This is a genomic window from Candidatus Margulisiibacteriota bacterium (assembly GCA_041658645.1).
Lineage (GTDB): Bacteria > Margulisbacteria > WOR-1 > O2-12-FULL-45-9 > XYB2-FULL-48-7 > JBAZZV01.
This window is the reverse complement of the sequence record JBAZZV010000015.1, coordinates 1-18,065: the sequence shown is the minus strand read 5'-3', so window position 1 is coordinate 18,065 and position 18,065 is coordinate 1. Positions and strand designations below refer to the sequence as shown.

Genomic DNA, 18,065 nt, shown 5'->3' with positions numbered 1-18,065 from the left:
GGCGGCACCGGCGGAGCAGGCCGCCCTTCACTGCCCCCTTTTATTGAAAAGGTGTGCCTTGAAACAGCTAAAGAACGCATGACCGAATTGCTCGATCTCGTCCAAGAGTCATTGGAACCCAAAGGATTCGAATTCGCCCAGGCCAGTTTGAGGCCTGACTGCATAATGATGCGCACCTTTCTGGAAGATGCACATAAATTATTTAAGCAGTTCAACCATCCCGATCTTTTCCCCATCGGCCTGCGCCTGATTGATTACAGCTACCGGTTGAACCCGATGGACAATGTAACTGATGTTTTGTCCAAGCTTTCCGAATATATTGAACTAACCCAGAATACTGTCGAGCGCAATGAAAAGAGAAAAGAATTGGCCGCCTTATTGGCGAACATCGGCAACTTCGAAGCAGCGATCAAAACCGCTCAAAGTATTACCGGCCCGGATATTCGCTTCGACACATTTTTTAACAGCATCGTACCGGTGCTGATCGCCTGCCGGGAAGTCCCCCTGGCCATCGAATGTCTCTCCACGCACTGCCGAGGTCAAATCAACGCCGACGATGATTTACGGATCAAATCAAAAAAAATCGAGCGGGCTCTTTTGGTCGCCGGGAAATTGATCGAACTAGGAGAAAATCAAAAGGCAGAAGATATTTTGTTCCCAGCCGTCGGGCCGCTGAAAAATGATCGGGAAGAAGATCGGTCTTGCCTGGAAAAAGCCGCCATTTTACTCTCAAGGTTGGGCAAGAAAAAAGCTGCCATCAAACTGCTTATCGAAGGCCGGTTTGACGCCCGATTGATCAAGCCAGATCAGTTTGAAGAAGAAAAACTTAACCTGCTTGCGCGTCAGTGGCCGGATTTTTACGCGGAATTAATGAAACACAGCGATCAGTGATCGTGTTTTTCCAGCGGCTCCTCGTGCGGCTTGAAACCAGGTAACCCCTTGCCGGTCGTCTTTTTTAAATAATCGTCAATCGCCGCTTTGACGGCATCTTCCGCCAGGACCGAACAATGCATTTTGACCGGCGGCAACCCTTCCAAAGCCTCGGCCACCGCTTTATTGGTCAGTTTTAAGGCTTCCTCGATCGTTTTCCCCTTGATCATTTCGGTCGCCATGGAGGAAGTAGCGATCGCCGCTCCGCAGCCAAAGGTCTTGAACTTGACATCGGTGATGACGTTATCCCGGACCTTAATATACATCTCCATGATATCGCCGCACACGGGATTGCCGACGTAGCCGATCCCATCCGGGTTCTCCATTTCACCCACATTGCGCGGGTGCTTGAAATGGTCCATCACCTTGGTACTGTATTGACCGGCCATTACTTTCCTCTCCTTTTTTACTAACTCATCCCCTATCCCCTTCTCTTAGAAAGAGAAGGGGTACCAATGTATTAACTATTCGATCCTCTCCCCCTCTCTTTTTAAGAGAGGGGGTTGGGGGGTGAGTTAATTCTTCTTTCCTAACGGGGACATGGAACGGAGCCGTTCGACTATCGTTTTAAGCTCTGTGACCGTCCGGTCGATCTCTTCTTCGGTCGTCTGCTTACCCAGCGAGAAACGCAAGGAACCGTGCGCCACTTCGTGGGTCAAACCGATCGCCAGCATGACATGGGACGGTTCCAGCGAACCCGAGGTACAAGCCGAGCCGGTCGAAGCCGCGATCCCTTCCATATCGAGGCTTAGTAACATCGATTCCCCTTCGATATAGCGGACGCTAACGTTGACGTTATTCGGCAGGCGCTCGGTCGGATGGCCGTTTAATTGCGTATCCGGGATGGCTTCTAGTATCCCCTTGATCATTTTGTCGCGCAAGCCGGCCATCTTTTTGGCGTCAGCTAACATTTCGCCTTTAGCCAGCTCCGCCGCCACTCCGAAACCGACTATACCCGGGACATTTTCCGTCGAAGCGCGCCTGTTCCTTTCCTGGCTCCCGCCATGGAGGAATGGGGTCAAGCGAGTCCCCTTGCGAATATAAAGCGCCCCTACTCCCTTAGGCCCATACAGCTTGTGGGCGGAGATCGAAAGGAGATCAACCCCCAGCTCATTAACATTAACCGGAATATGGCCCACAGTCTGGACCGCGTCGGTGTGGAAATATATTTTCCGTTTTCCATCCTTGGTACCTGGTACCAGGTACCTGGTACCAGCGTCCCTCACTACTTCCCCGATCGCCTTTATCGGCTCGATCGTCCCCATTTCGTTGTTGGCGTGCATGACCGAGACCAGGATAGTCTTAGCGGTGATCGCTTTAGCTACAGCATCAGGATCGACTAGCCCATATTTGTCGACCGGCAGGTAAGTTATCTCAAAACCGTGCTTCTTGAGGAATTCACAGCATTTGGAAACGGCATGGTGCTCGATTGCGGTGGTGATGATATGGTTCCCGTTCTGCTGATTGGCAAAAGCGATACCTTCAATTGCCTGGTTATCGGCTTCCGTCCCGCCGGAGGTAAAAACGATCTCGTCCGCCGCGCAACCGATCAGTCCGGCAACCTGCTCCCGCCCCTTTTCCACGGCCGCCCTGGTCTCCTGGCCAAAAGAGTGGATCGATGACGGATTGCCGTACTTTTCGCTGAAATACGGCAGCATTGCCTCCACCACTTTGGGATCAGTTGGCGTAGTCGCCGCGTGATCGAGATAGATCCTATTCATTGGGAGTAAACCCCTCATTCATGCTCCCTGACCGGTAACCTTTCAGGTCAAGTGTGACATAAAGATAACCGAGCTCCTCGAATTTTTTGACGATCTGGTCCATCGTTTTCTTGACCAGGACCTGGCCGACCGTGTCGTTATCAACCTCGATCCGGGCGATCTGGTTATGATGGCGAACGCGGAGTTGGCCAAAGCCCATCGCCTTCAGGAATTTCTCCCCTGTGCCGACCATTTTCAGCACCGCTTCATCCAGCCGCGTCCCGTAAGGGATGCGCGAAGCAAGACAAGCCATGGAAGGTTTATCCCAGGTCCGCAAACCGGCCGCTTTCGACAACTCCCTGATCTCCTTTTTGGTCAATTCCGCCTCTTGGAGCGGACTGCGGACGCCAAACTCCTCTTTGGCCCGGCTCCCCGGCCGGAAATCGTTGAGGTCATCGGCGTTGGAGCCGTCAACGACCCAACTGATCCCGTTCTCTTGCGCCAGCTGTTTCATCTTGGCAAAGAGCTCTTTCTTGCAGAAATAACAGCGTTCCCGGCTGTTGGCGACAAAGTTCTCGTCCGAGAACTCCTCGGTCACGATCTGTCTGACCCGAACCCCCAGCTCATCGGCCACCCGGATAGCATCCTCGACCTCTTCCATCGGATAGGTCGGTGATTCGGCAATGCAGGCCAGCACATTGTCCTTCCCCAACGCCTCTTTAGCCGCGTAAAGGAGATAAGTGCTGTCCACCCCGCCGGAAAAAGCGACTAATACTTTGCCCAATGCAGTCAGGACCGTCTTAAGTTTGTTTTCCTTCTCTTTTGACATTTTTTGGAAACCTGCGAATGAACTTCGCGGTTTCCAAAAAACCGGGAAACCGACCTGCCTGCCGGCAGGCAGGGACGTTCAGTCTCTGGTTTCCCGGCTACCTATTAGAAGTGTACCTCAATGGCCCTGGGCGGACAAGGGCGGATGCAAAGTTCGCAGGCAATGCATTTGTCGGCATCGAAAGCGACCTCCATCGTCCGGCGGTCCTTGATATAAAGGGCGCCGGTCGGACAGATGGCGACGCAGGCGCCGCACTGGACGCATTTGTCCCAGTTGACCCGGATATCCTTGGAGAGCGGTTCAACCTTGACCCCCTCACTCTTTAAATAGGTGATCCCTTGCTCGATCTCCTGGGGATCGCCGCTTAACTCTAACGCCATGTGCCCTTCCTGGTCAGGGGTGATGCTCGCCTTGAGAATATTAAAGACCAGGTTATGGTCCTTGATCAATTTAGAGACGAGCGGTTTGTCGATCTTTTCCTTGGGAAAGAGCAAGACAATTTTTTTCGACGCCATGTTAGTTCCCCTCCTTGCCCCGAGAGTAATCGAGGGGCTTGACCGGCCGCTCGTTGAGCGGCTTGAACTTCGGAGCATCGGGACCGCTGGGCAGGTCGGCCACCTTCTCGGTCAGCAGGAATTTCCCGGCTTTGATCTGGCCCTTCAGCTCTTCGGCAATGACCAGGGCGTTCTTATAGCTGGAGATGCCGGCGGTCGGGACTTTCTTCCCGTTGACCTCGATCGACCCGCTCTTCAACTGGGCGTAATTGACCTCACCCAGCACGTCCGGTTTACCTTGCGGATACGCTTCGCTGTAATCGACGACCGCGCACTGGATATCCGCGTCTTTGACCGCGGTATGTTTCACGATCTCCTCGTTCAAGATCGGGATCGGAATACCGATACCAACGTTTAGGGTCGTGCCGTAACCGACAAAGCTGACCCCTTTAAGCCATTTCGGGTTCATCCCTTTCAGGTCGCCGATCACCGCCAGAGTCTGCGCCGGGCGCTTCGGCACCCCGTTCTCCAGACGCGGCGCGTGCGGATTGAATTGGGTCCCCTGCCAGGCCACGTAGCCGATCCCTCCGCCGAGCCAGATCCTTGTCCCAAAGCCGATCGTTTTTAAATAAGGATCGTTGAGCAATGGGGACAACTGCCCGGCACTGCAATAATTGGCATTACCGAGGTTCGGCTTGAGGGTCCCGAGATAGGTGTAGATCGTCTTGCCCGAGAGATTGACCGCCACGTTGTAATTTTGGTAAGCGTTCCGCGTATTGAAGAGGACAGCCTCATTCAGGTCCTTAAGGTTGATCCAGCTGTCGAGATGTTTGCGCGGATAGCAGTCGGTCCCGTACGCCTCGATCTGCAGCCGCACATCCCGGCCGGCCACCAGGTCCTCGACAACGTGCGCGCCGCCGTAAGCGAATTCCCCGGGATGGATCTTGTTGCGCGGGTCGTCACCCGGCAAAGCGGTAGCCCCGACATAAAGGTCGACCGCCGCCCAACCGGTGTAAGCCGGCACGCCGTTGAGCAGTGCCGTCCCGCCCCCCGCCTTGATCTTGGGCTTGGTGTGGCCGAAATTAAAATAAGCGCCGGAGGAACACATCGGGCCAAAAGTCCCGGTCGTTACTACGTCGACTTCCTTAGCCGCGGCCGCCACCCCCTTCTTCTCGACTATCTCAATGATCTCTTCGGCTGTGACCACCACCGCCTCCCCTTTCTTGATCTTTTCATTTATCTCCGCGATTGTCTTTGCCATTTTATTTACTCCTTTATTCCGCAAACAACTCGGTGCTTAAGTAGCGCTCGCCCGTATCGGGAATGATCACCACGATCAGTTTTCCCTTGTTCTCTGGCTTTCCGGCAACTTCCAGGGCTGCCGCGACCGCCGCGCCTGAAGAGATCCCGCAAAGGATCCCCTCTTCTTTGGCCAGGCGCCTGGCCGTGCGCATCGCGTCTTCGTTTCCGACCGGAATGATCTCATCAATGATTTTCATGTTTAAAACTTGCGGCACAAAGCCCGCCCCGATCCCCTGGATCTTGTGGGGGCATGGGCTCCCGCCCGAGAGGACCGGCGAATCTTTCGGTTCAACGGCCACGATCTTGACCGCCGGCTTCTTTCCTTTTAAAAATTCACCCACGCCGGTGATCGTGCCGCCGGTGCCAACGCCGGAGATAAAGATGTCCACCTGGCCGTCGGTATCCCGCCAGATCTCCTCCGCGGTCGTCTGCCGGTGGATCTCCGGGTTGGCCGGATTATTGAACTGCTGCGGCATAAAAGAATTCTTATTTTTTTTGGTCAGTTCTCCAGCTTTCTCGATCGCTCCCTTCATCCCCTTTGCCCCCTCCGTTAGGACAAGCTCGGCGCCGAGCGCTTTGAGCAAATTACGCCGTTCCACGCTCATTGTCTCCGGCATGGTCAGGACCAGCTTGTAACCGCGGGCGGCGCAGACAAAAGCCAAAGCAATGCCGGTATTACCGGAAGTCGGCTCAAAAATGGTCGTTTCTTTATTGATCAGCCCTTGCCGTTCCGCCGCCTCGATCATGGCGACCCCGATCCGGTCTTTCACGCTGGAACAGGGGTTATAGCTTTCCAGTTTTGCCGCGATCGTGGCTACGGCAGACGCGGCGATCCGATTCAGACGGACCAGCGGAGTGTTCCCGGTCAGTTTGGTTATATCGTCAGCGATCCTGGTCATTTGCCACCTCCTAAATACTGTAGGTCAAAGCCAGGTCTTTTTGGCGCGCCCTTAAAGTCAGCTCAGCCAGCGTCACGCGCGTCAGCTGTGCCGTGAGATCAGACTGGACCTTGGCAAAAGCCTCAAAGATTATCGGCGTTTTTTTCATTTTTTTATTGGCCAGTTCGAGCGGGCCTTCCAGGGCTTCAATGACGTTAAGCAGGGTGATCTCGCTCGGTTTTTTCCCTAACAAATAACCGCCGTGTTTCCCCCGAATACTGCTGACCAGGCCCGCTCTTTTCAGGATCAGCAGAAGTTGCTCCAGGAACCTGATCGGGATCTTTTGCTCCGCGGCAATATCCTTGATCTGGACCTGCCCGCCCCCGTAATTAAGGGACAAGGCCAGCATGGCCTGGAGCCCGTATTGGACTTTAATGGAAAACTTCATCTGATGATATTTTAACAAGTTAATTGATTTAGTCAAGATACAACAACCCCATCTTGACTATCTTTGGCGAGATTAATTAGTTTTCTTTATGAAGACTCTATATAGCCCGTCTTTTTCTTCGCCGCCCAAGTATTCCTGGCCGGTCGCTTTGCACCAGGCCGGCATATCCGTTTTTATCCCCTCGTCAGTAGCAATGACCTCCAGGACCTGGCCAACTTTCAGGCGCTTGATCTGTTCCGCTGTTTTGATGATCGGCAGCGGGCAAAGCAAGCCGAAACAATCGAGTTTATCGTCCGCTTGCATGGTTTTTCTCCTTATATGAAATAGCTGACTTTCCCCTCTCTCGCCCCCTGCAGGAAGGTCGCCGCCCCGGCAAAAGAATCGACCTCGGCAATAAAGTCATCTTTCGCGAACCCCATAAAGCTGAAGGTCGTAGTGCAGGCGACCAATTTGACCCCCTGCTCCTTGGCCAGTTTGACGAATTCCTCGATGCTAGGGACCTTGGAGTTTTTCATCATGATCTTCATCATCAGCGGGCCCATTCCCAGCATATTGAATTTAGAAAGCGGCAGCCGGTCCGCCCCTCCCCGGTTCAGAAAATTCATCATTTTTTGTAAAATGTTCTTGCCGCTGGTCAGTTTTGGCCGGCGCAGGACGTTCAACCCCCAAAAAGTAAAGAACATCGTGACTTCCATCCCCATCGCAGCCGAGGTCGTGGCCAGGATAAAAGCCGCCAGGACCTTATCGAGGTCGCCGGAAAAGACGACAATATTAAACTTCTCCTTGTCCATTTCAGCGCCTCCCTAACGGGGACATTTCCCGTAACCGCTGCACGATCGGCGGAAATTTGGCCAGCACATAATCGACTTCTTCTTCAAAATTATCTTTGCCCAGCGAAAAGACCAGTGAACCATGCACATCCGCCGCGTTAACGCCCAGCGCCAGGACGACGTGGGAAGCTTTCAGCGCTTTGGAAACGCAGGCCGAGCCGGTCGAAACGGCGATCCCTTCCATATTTAAGAACATCGACATCGATTCGCCCTCAATATATTTGACGTAGCCGCTGGCATGGCCTGGCAGACGCTGCGTCGGATGGCCGGTGACGAAATAATCCTTGATCTTTTCCGGAATGCTCCGTAATAGCTTGTCGCGCAGGGGCATGAGCTTTGCGGCGCGGGCAGCCATTTCCGCCTGGGCCAGTTCCGCCGCTTTACCCAGACCGACTATTCCGGGGATATTATGGGTGCCGGCCCGTTTCCCCTCTTCTTGCGTTCCGCCCAGAATAAAAGGCAAGATTCTGGTCCCTTTTTTCAGATATAAAGCGGCGATCCCGGTCGGCCCGTAAAAGAGGTTGGCCGAAAGGGTCAGCGCGTCCACTCCCAGGTCGCCGACATTGACCGGTATCGTCCCCGCCGTCTGCACCGCATCAATGTGAAATATTATCTGTGTTCCGTGTTCTGTGTTCCACGTTCTAATAACCTTCCCTATCTCCGCAATCGGCTCGATCGTGCCGATCTCATTGCTGGCGTGGGTCAAAGTAACCAGAGTGGTCTCCGGGGTTAGCGCTTGCGCCACTGCTTGAGGGTCGATCAAGCCGAATTGATCCACCGGCAGATAGGTTACCTTATACCCTTCTTTCTCCAATTCCTTGAGCGGATAATGGACGGAAAAATGTTCGATCGCCGAAGTAATGACCTGCTTCCCTTTCTTCTCATTGGCCCGGGCGATCCCTTTTATTGCGCAATTGTTCGACTCCGAGCCGCAAGAAGTAAAAATGATCTCCTCCGTGTTCGCTCCGATCAAGGCCGCCACTTTCTGCCGGGCCTCTTCGATCGCGGCGGCTGTTTTGGCCCCAAAATCGTGGAGATTGAGGGGGTTGCCATACGTTTCGCGCAGATGGGGCAGCATCGCTTCAACTACCCTGGAGTCGACCGGGGTATTGGCCATATTGTCAAAATAGACTTGTTCAATCACTTATTATCCCCCCTTTTTTATTCATGATCTTTACTATTTCCATCGCCCAGAGCGGGAAGGAAGAAAGTAAGATCACCAGCAGCCAATGCGTTCCCAGGATCGGATCGGTCTTAAATATTCCCTGCAAAAATGGGACATAAACCACCGCCATCAGCAATAAGAAGGAGACCAGGCAAGCATACAACAGATTTAGATTGCTGAAAACACCTAACTTGAAAATCGACTCGGTCTGACTGCGGCAATTGAAAGCGTGAAATAATTGCGCACAGGCCAACACCACAAAGGCCGCGGTCCGGGCGTGCGCCAGTGATTCTCCGGCCGATAACATATAAGCAAAAGCCAGCAGGGCGCAAACCGCCATAAAAGCGCCCTGCACCAGCATTAAGACTGTTCGGCGCACGGTCACGACCGGCTCATGAGTTGGGCGGGGCGGCCGATTCATAATATCCGGAGTAACCGGGTCCATCCCCAGGGCCAGAGCGGGAAAACCATCGGTTACCAGATTAACCCACAAAATGTGGATAGGCAGCAACGGCACCGGCAGGCCGAACAGCGAAGCAATGAACATTATTAGTATCTCACCCGCGTTACAGGAAAGAAGGTAGTGCACAAACTTGCGGATATTGCCGTAAATTCCCCTCCCCTCCTCCACCGCCGCCACGATCGAGGCGAAGTTATCGTCCGTGATCACCATATCCGAAACCTCTTTCGTCACGTCAGTCCCGGTTATTCCCATCGCCACCCCGATATTCGCTTCTTTCACCGCCGGAGCGTCATTGACGCCGTCCCCGGTCATGGCCACCACCTCACCAAGGCTTTTCCAGGTCCGGACGATCCTTAATTTGTTTTCCGGGGAAACCCGCGCATAAACCGTGATCTGGCGAACTTTTCCCTGGAATTCTTCAGCCGATAATTGATCCAGCTCTTCACCCGATAAAGCCAGCTCTCCCTCTTTCATGATCCCCAGCTCCCGGGCGATCGCGACCGCGGTGTTTTTGTGGTCGCCGGTTATCATGATGGTTTTTATTCCCGCGGTACCGCATTTTCTGATCGCCTCTTTAACCTCCTCCCGGGCCGGATCGATCATGGCGACCAGGCCCACAAAGACCAGTTCTTTTTCCACAATAGCGACTTCATATTTCGCGGGAGCTTTTTCAAAGACTCGATAGGCGACCGCCAGGACCCGTAAAGCCTGATCGGCCAGATCGGCGTTCGCCTGTATGATTTTTTGTTTATCTTGATCGCTCAAGCTTCTGCGCACACCCTGCTCTTCAATCCCTGTGCAATCCTTAAGCAGAATATCCGGCGCGCCTTTCACGAAAGCGTAAAGACGCCCTTCTTTTTCGCGGATGATCGTCATCTTTTTTCGTTCCGGGTCAAATGGTATTTCCTCGGTAAATTGATATTCCTCTTCCAATTTGATTTTGTGTAAACCAGACTTGGCCGCGGCAACCAGGATCGATCCTTCCGTAGGATCACCTAAGATCTTATCCCTTTTCAGCTCCGCACCGTTGCAAAGCACTCCGCAAAGAAGCGTTTTTTGCAAACCGGGATAAGCCGCGGGAGAAATCGTTTTTCCGTTGATCAGGAATTCTCCTTTGGGCTCATAGCCAACCCCGCTCACGTTAATAATGGCGCTGTCCGCAAAGATAACTTTTACGGTCATTTCGTTCTTGGTCAGGGTGCCGGTTTTATCCGAACAGATAACTGTGGCGCTGCCCAGCGTTTCAACCGAAGGGAGTTTTCGGATCAAGACATGGCGTGTAACCATGCGCTGCACTCCCAGCGCCAACGCTATGGTCACCACCGCCGGCAATCCTTCCGGGATCGCCGCCACCGCCAGACTGACAGAAGTCAAAAGCACGTTTATCATTTCCCCGCCACGCCAAACTTCCAGGGCAAAGACCAGGCCCACCAATACAAAGCACAGGTAAACGATCCATTTGCCGAACTGTTCCAACTTTTTCTGTAGCGGCGTTGCTTCGGTTTCTATTGCCTGGATCATTCCCGCGATCCGGCCCAGTTCGGTCTTCATTCCGGTTTCAACGATTATGGCGCGGGCTTTCCCGGAAACCACCGAGGTTCCCGTATAAACCATGTTTCCCCTGTCCGCTAATGGCAATTCCTTTTCTTCGAGCTGACGCGAAGTTTTTGCGACCGGCATGGACTCTCCCGTCAGGCTGGCTTCCTGCACCGCGAAGTTTGGCGCGGTATAAACTAAACGGCCATCTGCCGGCACAAGATCGCCGGCCTCTAACTCGACCAGGTCCCCCGGCACCAAGCCTGAAGAAGGAATAATTTTCTTCTGTCCGGCACGAATTACTTTTGAGGTGGGACTGGAAAGTTTCTTTAGTGCGGCCAGCGATTTTTCCGCGCGATATTCCTGAACAAACCCTAAAATAGCATTCACAAAAACGATAGCAATGATGGCGGCGGCATCGATCCATTCCTGAAGAAAACCGGAGAGCAGAGCCGCACCGATCAAAACCCAGATAATAAAACCCTTGAACTGTTCCAGGAAGATGGCTAGAGGCGAAGCAGTTTTATTCTGTTTGAGTTGATTGGGCCCAAAACTAACCAGGCGTTCTTTGACCGCCGCCTCCGTCAGGCCCGTTTTTTCGTCGGTTGCGAGCTGCTGGGCAGCTTCCTCAACCGATTGATCGTAATAATTTCCCGCCGCTGCCATTATAAATGTTATAGGCTAATAAACTCAGCGCATATGATGCATCTGCGGCCTGTCGTCCATCCCCGGCATTTTTATCCCCGGCATTTGGGGCATCGGCTGCATTTTAGACATATCCGGCATCGGCTCAACCACCACCAGTTCACCCTTCATGCCGCCATGCCCGAGCCCGCAAAAGACCGAACATTTGATCTCATATTTTCCGGATTCGCCGGGGATAAAATCCACAATTGTTAATTTTCCTTTTTCAATTTTCTGGTTGATCTTAAACTTATCAATATAGATGCCATGGGCTGCGTCCAGGCTCGTCAGGTATAATCTGACCGGAACCCCTTTGACAACCTCAATTCTATTCGGCAGAAACTCATATTGCCTGGCAATAATTGCTACTTCTCTCGTCGGTTCCGCCGCCCAATTAACGGCCGCCAGGATCAGCAAAAGAAACAAGCCGCCAACAACTTTTTTCATTTCTTTATCCCTCCTTGATCTTATTCTCCAGCAACAGGCGCAGGTCAAAAATCGCTTCCTCTTCACTACCGGTATATTTCTGTAATTTGATATCCGAAATAGATAGGAGAGAATTAACCACCGTTTCAATCTTATCGGACTGATGTTTTATCATTTCCACAGATTTATGAAGCGCGGGATCGGTTGTACCCCGGCAAAGTTCGGCCTGCAGGCTTATGGCCGCATTGGCATTCCTGATGTAATGGGCCACCGTGACTGCCAATTGTTTTAAAGTATTGTAGGCCACCATTTTCCGTTCGATGTCGCCCAGCCCCGCTTCGCCCGCAAGCTTGATGCCGTTTAATTTTTTGAATACCGCCTCGCAGGATTCGGAGCAGAAGGAATATTTCTTTTCCTGATAAGCAAGTTGGGAATGCTCTTCTCCGTCTTTAATCTCCATCCCGCAAATTGGATCTCTCATTTAGCGTATTTCCCCGGGTTCTTCTTAAACTCTTCCGGACAGCCGGGACAGCAAAAATAATAGGTCGTCCCTTTATAAACGGTTTTTAGCTTGGTTTTTGCCGGATCTATCTTTGTTTTAGTCACCGGACATTCAACCAGCCTAGGCAGCTTCTTGGCAACTTCCTTTTTTACCGGCAGCGGCTGTTTCAGCCCTTTCATCGTGTGGGTTGAGGCCTCCGCCAAAACTTGCGAAAACAAAAACATGGCGAGAAGCAAACCCAAACAATATTTAAGATTTTTCATTCCTTCACCTCCGTTTTATTTTTCCAGATAGTATAGATCGCCGGCAGGACCACCAGGGTTAAGATGGTTGATGAAATAAGTCCGCCGATCAGCGGCGCGGCGATCCGTTTCATCACGTCCGAACCGATCCCGACGGCCAACATCACCGGCAACAACCCGAAAATATTGGCACTCACCGTCATCAGTTTTGGACGCAACCTCTGCACCGCCCCTTCCATCACCGCTTCATAAAGATCGGATAAATTGTTCATCTTGCCTTCAGCCTTGCGCCTCGCGTAAGCCTCGTCAAGATAAACGATCATGATCGAACCGGTCTCCGCCGCCACCCCAGCCAGCGCGATCAACCCCACCCAGACCGCGATACTCAGGTTAAACCCAAGCAGGAACAGATACCAAATGCCGCCAACCAAAGCAAAGGGGACCGAAAGCATAATAATTAATGTTTCAATGATCGAGCCGAAGGTGAAGAAATACAAGATAAAAATAGCAAAGAGGGTCAAAGGAATAAAGAGTTTCAGCTGGTCAGCCATTCTTTGCATAAATTCATACTGTCCTGACCAGGCCAGGGAATACCCCGTCGGCAGTGCCAATTTGTCCCGCACCGCCCTTTTGGCCTCCTGCACATAACTCCCGATATCGCGGCCGGCGATGTCAACGTAGACGTAACCCGCCAGCATTCCGTTCTCGTCCCGGATCATGGAAGGGCCGTAACGGATACTGATATCCGCGATTTCCGAGATGGGAATTTGGGCGCCGTTCATGGTGGGCACTAGCACCCGCTTCAAGTCGTCGATCTCTCCCCGCAGCTCCCGCGCGTAGCGCACGTTGATCGGGTAACGCTCCCGGCCGGCGATCACGGTGGAAATATTCTCTCCGCCGATGGCCGACATAATGATCATGTTGGCGTCGTCAACCGTCAGGCCGTAACGCGCCAACTGCTCGCGCTTGAGGTCAAAATCGACAAAATAACCGCCGGCCACCCGCTCGGCAAAGACATTGCGCGTGCCGGGAACTTCTTTCAAGACCCGCTCCAAATGCGTGCCAAGCCGCTCTATTTCCTGCAGATCGGCGCCGTAGATCTTGATCCCGACCGGCGTGCGGACCCCGGTAGTCAACATATCGATCCTGGCTTTGATCGGCATGGTCCAGGCGTTGGACACTCCCGGGATCTTCATCTTTTTATCCAACTCGTCGACGAGCTTTTCGTAGGTCAGCCCGCGGCGCCACAGCTTTTTATCCTTTAAGATCACTGTCGTCTCCATCATGGAAAAGGGGGCTGGATCGGTCGAGGTCGCGGCCCGCCCCGCCTTGCCAAAAACCCGTTCCACTTCGGGGAAAGACTTTATGACTTTGTCCTGGATCTGCAATAATCTGGCCGCTTCGGTCACCGACAGACCCGGCAAAGTGGTCGGCATGTAAAGAATGCTCCCTTCATACAGGGGAGGCATAAATTCAGAGCCCATTTTCAAAAAGACCGGCACGGTGACCAGTATACTGGCCAGCGCTCCGGCGACTACTAAATTACGGTGCTTGATGGACCAAAGGGCGACCGGACGATAAAGCCGGATCAAAAACCGGCTGACCGGGTGCTGGTCTTCCGAAATGATCTTGCCGCGGACAAAGATCATGATCAGCGCCGGGGTCAAGGTTATCGCCAGTAGCGCCGCGAAGAAGATGGAATAATTTTTAGTAAAGGCCAACGGTTTGAAGAGCCGCCCTTCCTGGGCAACCAGAGTGAAAACCGGCATAAAAGCGACCGCCATGACCAGCAGGGAAGCAAAAATGGGTGGACCGACCTCTTTCATGGCGCCGATCATAATGCTTTCGCGCGTCCCCTGTCGCAAACCCTTCGTCCACTCATCCAATCGTTTATGGACATTCTCGACCAACACGATCGGAGCGTCTACCATGTCGCCGATCGCTACCACGATTCCCCCCAGCGACATGATATTGGAGGTCAGGCCCATCCAGTTCATAGGGATAAAGGCGATCAGCACCGCGATGGGGAGCCCGATGATAGGGACCAGCGCCGAAGGGAGATGCCATAAGAAGAAAACGAGCATTAAACTGACAATAATTAATTCCTGGACGAGCGCGTCGCGGACGGTACCGATGGAAGCTTCGATCAGCTCGGAGCGGTCATAGGTGGTTACGATCTTTACCCCTTTGGGCAGACTGGGTTCGATTTCCTTGAGCTTGGCTTTGATCCGGTTAATGACTTCCAGCGCGTTCTCCTTGTGGCGCATGACCACAATGCCGCCGGCTACTTCCCCCTGCCCATCCAGTTCGGCGATCCCCCGCCTCATATCCGGGCCCAAAGTAACATTGGCGATCTGTCCAACGGTCACCGGCACGCCGTTCAGATCGTTACCGACCACAATTTTTTCGATATCCTGGGTGGTTTTAATATACCCGCGCCCCCGCACCATGTACTCTGTCCCGCTCCATTCGACCAATCTTCCGCCGACATCATTATTACTTTTGCGCAGGTTCTCGACGACCTTCATGAGCGGGATGTTATAGGCTAAAAGCGCGCTCGGATTAACGTTTATCTGGTACTGCCGGACAAAACCGCCGACCGAAGCCACCTCCGCTACGCCAGGAACTGATTGTAAATAATAGCGCAGATACCAATCTTGAAAACTGCGCAGGTCGGCCAGAGAGTGTTGGCCCGATCCATCAACCAAGGCATATTGGAAGATCCAGCCCACGCCTGTGGCATCCGGACCTAATTCAGTTTTTACCCCTTCCGGAAGCCGCGGAATGATCTTATTCAAATATTCCAAAACGCGCGACCGCGCCCAATATATGTCGGTCCCGTCCTCAAAGATCACATAAACATAAGAAAAACCAAAGTCTGAAAACCCGCGGATCGCTTTGACCTGGGGAGCGCCCAGCAGGGAAGTGATAATGGGGTAAGTAACCTGATCCTCGATAATATCCGGCGAGCGGTCCCACTGGGAATAGACGATGACCTGCGTGTCGGAGAGGTCCGGCAGAGCGTCCAGGGGAACACTGCGCAGGGCAAAGAACCCGCCCAAAGCCAGCGCCCCGACCAGGATAAAGACGATCGTCCTGTTCTTGGCGCAATATTCGATTATATATTCGACTAATTTTGCCATTGCTTAATGCTGATGTTCGCCGCCACCGGTGGATTTCAATCGTGATTCCGAATCGATCAGGAAATTCCCGGTGGTCACCGCCATTTCCCCTTCCCGCAATCCGCCCAGGACCTCATAGTAACCCGCGGCCTTCTGGCCCAACCTCACTTCACGGCTAATATAATTGCCGTTACCCTTGGCCACAACCACTAATGTCCTTTTGCCGGTATTGATGACCGCTTCTTCAGCGACCGCCAACCGGCTGCCCAGATCGATCTTGAGCTTCACGGTGGCGTACATCCCCGGCTTCAATCTCTGGCCGGGATTTTGGATCTCCGCTCTCGCTTTGGCCGATCGGCTCATGGGGTCCAGCACCGGCGAGACCGCCGCGATCGTCCCGGAGAAGGCTTCCCCCGGAAAAGCAACGGTCTCGATCTCCACCGGAACGCCAGTCTTGACCAACCCCAGCTCATTCTCGTAGATCGTAATATAAACCCAGGTTCGATCTTCGGGCAGGATCAGGTTTTCCTGCGGTTTGCCCTCTGCTTGCAATCTAGCGAGCTGTTCCTCGTCCAGCCCCAGGACCCGCAATCTTTTCTTGCCGGCGTCGATCAAGGTTTCATCGCCCAGACCCAGCGCGCCGATGTATTCCTCCTGCGCCACGTAGAGTTCCGGGTCATAAGCCACCGTCCCGACCGTTCGGACCTCTTTCCAGAGCTGGCGTCGCCCCACCCGTTCAGTCCTGACCCCGACCAGCTTTTGCTCTTCGGGACTGATCGAGATCTCTCCTGCTTGCGCTCCGGGAGCTTTTTCATAGACCGGCACATAGTCCATCCCCATTTCGTCTTTCATCGGTACGGGAGAAGTAACTTGCGGGTTCATCGGATTGCGGTAAAACAGGATATTCTTCCCCAGTTCATGCCCCTGATGCCCGGACTTTTGGGCCGGGGCGCAGCTGACGACCGCCAACACGACCAATCCTAAGATTATGACCAACGCTCCAGTCCTCATTTAATTTCTCCTCCTGTTATCTTCTCCAGTTCTGCCAAGGTCTTGCCATAATTGGCCTGGCTTTCAAAAAGTTTCAGCCTGGCTTCTTTATAAGCCCGCTCGATGTTCTGCAATGTTTGAAAATCGACTTTGCCCGATCGGTAGGCCGTTAAAGCCACTTTCAAAGCCTGAGAACTTTGCGGTACGATCTTATCTTCATAAAGCCGGGCGGTCCGGCGCGCGGCATCCGCCATGACCCGCGATTCCTTGACCATCCAGCGGATCATGTTCCTCATGTTATTGTAGGCTGCTTCGGCCGCTTCTCTTTCGAGCCCCGCTGAATTGACCCCATAGCTCTGCTTCCAGAAATAAAGCGGGACGGAAAAGGAGATCATCGCGTCCCAACCGCCGGAGACTCGCTTTTTAGCTCCTAACATGGTATCCGGAAAAAAATCCATCTTGGAGCGAAGGTGGCCGGCATCCTTTGCCGCCAGCCCGGCTTTCATCGCCAGCAGTTCCGGCCGGTGCTCGAGCGCGTTCTTCTCCAGGGCCGCTGCCGGTTCGATCGTTCCGGGCAGATTGAGTGTAGCCGCTGTTTCGAGCGGCCCCTCATCGCTCCGATTGAGCAAAGCCTTTAGTTTTGCCTCTTTAACCTGCCGCTCCTGCTGCAGCGAAGTTAGTTCATTGTCCATCAGCAAATATTCGACATTGGCCATTAAAACATCCGCCTGGACCGCCTGCCCCACTATGTATTTAGCTTCCGCTGACTTTTTAACCCTGGCCAGGAGCTCTTTTATTTCGGCCATCGCCTCGATCGCGCGATCGGCAAAGAAAAGATCATAATAAGCAGACTTGATTTGAGCGGATATCTCCAGCACTTTTGCCTGGTAGTTGGCCGAAAGCATTGAGGCTTCGGCGTTGGCCATCTGCCACTCGGCGTAAATTTTCCCCGGGAACATGATCATTTGCTCGGCAGTGTACATCTTCATGCCGTCTTCGGGATTGCGCGAGCCGGAGGGGATCTGTTCATACTCTAAACCGACGCGGGGATTATCTAAAGCTAAAACTTGAGGGATTTTGGCGGAGACGGCCTCCTTTTGACTTCTTGCCGCCTGCAAATCAGGGTTCTTTTCGAGCGCGATTCTGACCACATCAGAAAGGGAAAGCTTTTCGGCATAAGCCGCAGAGGTTAAAACGATAATTAATAAAATGATTGGAAATTTAAAATTTCTCAAAAACATCCATAAGCTCCTTGATCTCACGCGTCCCTGTCCCCCGTTTTATCGAAGCGGTCACACAGGTTTTCATGTGGTCCTCAAGGATAAATTTCCCGATGGACGAAAGCGCCGCCTTGGCCGCCGCGATTTGGTTTAGGATCTCAATACAATAGCGCGGTTCCTCTACCATCTTTTTTATCCCCTCAATCTGCCCGCGTACGCGGCTCAAACGATTGGCCAACTGCTTCCGATGCTTACCCGTCAACATACCCCCCTAGGGTATCATAATTACAAACAATGTCAAGCG

19 protein-coding genes are annotated in these 18,065 nt (G+C 53.0%); 1 reads left to right on the top strand and 18 read right to left on the bottom strand.

Annotated features, from left to right (window positions below; genetic code table 11):
- The coding region (locus WC903_08890) for a hypothetical protein (protein MFA5894060.1) at positions 1–891 on the top strand (891 nt) is incomplete at its 5' end.
- Here WC903_08890 and nifU read toward each other — a convergent pair.
- The 18 genes from nifU to WC903_08800 form a co-directional block, all read right to left on the bottom strand.
- Entirely contained in the window at positions 885–1,319 is a 435-nt protein-coding gene (gene nifU / locus WC903_08885) for a Fe-S cluster assembly scaffold protein NifU (GenBank protein ID MFA5894059.1), read from the bottom strand. The genes WC903_08890 and nifU overlap by 7 nt on opposite strands.
- A 126-nt stretch (positions 1,320–1,445) precedes the next feature.
- The gene (nifS, locus tag WC903_08880; protein MFA5894058.1) at positions 1,446–2,651 is read right to left on the bottom strand and encodes a cysteine desulfurase NifS; all 1,206 of its coding nucleotides are present in this window, start codon (positions 2,649–2,651) and stop codon (positions 1,446–1,448) included.
- Complete coding sequence (gene larE / locus WC903_08875) at positions 2,644–3,459, bottom strand: ATP-dependent sacrificial sulfur transferase LarE (protein MFA5894057.1); 816 nt, start codon at positions 3,457–3,459, stop codon at positions 2,644–2,646. The genes nifS and larE overlap by 8 nt, the downstream gene beginning before the upstream one ends.
- Positions 3,460–3,563: 104 nt before the next feature.
- Positions 3,564–3,974 carry an NIL domain-containing protein gene (locus WC903_08870; GenBank protein ID MFA5894056.1) on the bottom strand — a complete coding sequence of 137 codons (411 nt, stop codon included), beginning with the start codon at positions 3,972–3,974 and terminating at the stop codon, positions 3,564–3,566.
- A gap of 1 nt (position 3,975) precedes the next feature.
- Positions 3,976–5,214: a homocysteine biosynthesis protein gene (locus tag WC903_08865; protein ID MFA5894055.1), complete on the bottom strand. Its 1,239-nt coding sequence runs from the start codon at positions 5,212–5,214 to the stop codon at positions 3,976–3,978.
- A 13-nt stretch (positions 5,215–5,227) separates the two neighbouring features.
- Complete coding sequence (gene cysK / locus WC903_08860) at positions 5,228–6,154, bottom strand: cysteine synthase A (protein MFA5894054.1); 927 nt, start codon at positions 6,152–6,154, stop codon at positions 5,228–5,230.
- 10 nt (positions 6,155–6,164) lie between these two features.
- Positions 6,165–6,617, bottom strand: a complete 453-nt coding sequence (locus WC903_08855) for an Rrf2 family transcriptional regulator (protein ID MFA5894053.1) — start codon at positions 6,615–6,617, stop codon at positions 6,165–6,167.
- Positions 6,618–6,653: 36 nt separating this feature from the next.
- Positions 6,654–6,884, bottom strand: coding sequence for a sulfurtransferase TusA family protein (locus WC903_08850; protein ID MFA5894052.1), 231 nt, complete (start codon positions 6,882–6,884; stop codon positions 6,654–6,656).
- Positions 6,885–6,895: 11 nt separating this feature from the next.
- On the bottom strand, positions 6,896–7,372 hold the full coding sequence (locus tag WC903_08845; GenBank protein ID MFA5894051.1) for a DsrE/DsrF/DrsH-like family protein: 477 nt from the start codon (positions 7,370–7,372) through the stop codon (positions 6,896–6,898).
- Between the two features lies 1 nt (position 7,373).
- Positions 7,374–8,555, bottom strand: a complete 1,182-nt coding sequence (locus WC903_08840; GenBank protein MFA5894050.1) for an aminotransferase class V-fold PLP-dependent enzyme — start codon at positions 8,553–8,555, stop codon at positions 7,374–7,376.
- A complete protein-coding gene (locus WC903_08835; protein MFA5894049.1) occupies positions 8,548–11,241 on the bottom strand; it encodes a calcium-translocating P-type ATPase, PMCA-type in 2,694 nt (897 codons plus the stop codon). The genes WC903_08840 and WC903_08835 overlap by 8 nt, the downstream gene beginning before the upstream one ends.
- Positions 11,242–11,265: 24 nt before the next feature.
- Positions 11,266–11,706: a cupredoxin domain-containing protein gene (locus tag WC903_08830; protein MFA5894048.1), complete on the bottom strand. Its 441-nt coding sequence runs from the start codon at positions 11,704–11,706 to the stop codon at positions 11,266–11,268.
- A gap of 4 nt (positions 11,707–11,710) precedes the next feature.
- Positions 11,711–12,145: a histidine kinase dimerization/phospho-acceptor domain-containing protein gene (locus WC903_08825; GenBank protein ID MFA5894047.1), complete on the bottom strand. Its 435-nt coding sequence runs from the start codon at positions 12,143–12,145 to the stop codon at positions 11,711–11,713.
- 17 nt (positions 12,146–12,162) lie between these two features.
- Entirely contained in the window at positions 12,163–12,450 is a 288-nt protein-coding gene (locus WC903_08820) for a YHS domain-containing protein (protein ID MFA5894046.1), read from the bottom strand.
- Complete coding sequence (locus tag WC903_08815; GenBank protein MFA5894045.1) at positions 12,447–15,572, bottom strand: CusA/CzcA family heavy metal efflux RND transporter; 3,126 nt, start codon at positions 15,570–15,572, stop codon at positions 12,447–12,449. Before WC903_08815 ends, WC903_08820 begins: the two co-directional genes overlap by 4 nt.
- A gap of 3 nt (positions 15,573–15,575) precedes the next feature.
- Entirely contained in the window at positions 15,576–16,562 is a 987-nt protein-coding gene (locus tag WC903_08810; GenBank protein ID MFA5894044.1) for an efflux RND transporter periplasmic adaptor subunit, read from the bottom strand.
- Positions 16,559–17,776, bottom strand: coding sequence for a TolC family protein (locus WC903_08805; protein MFA5894043.1), 1,218 nt, complete (start codon positions 17,774–17,776; stop codon positions 16,559–16,561). Before WC903_08805 ends, WC903_08810 begins: the two co-directional genes overlap by 4 nt.
- On the bottom strand, positions 17,763–18,026 hold the full coding sequence (locus WC903_08800) for a metal-sensitive transcriptional regulator (protein ID MFA5894042.1): 264 nt from the start codon (positions 18,024–18,026) through the stop codon (positions 17,763–17,765). The genes WC903_08805 and WC903_08800 overlap by 14 nt, the downstream gene beginning before the upstream one ends.
- Positions 18,027–18,065 lie beyond the last annotated feature (39 nt).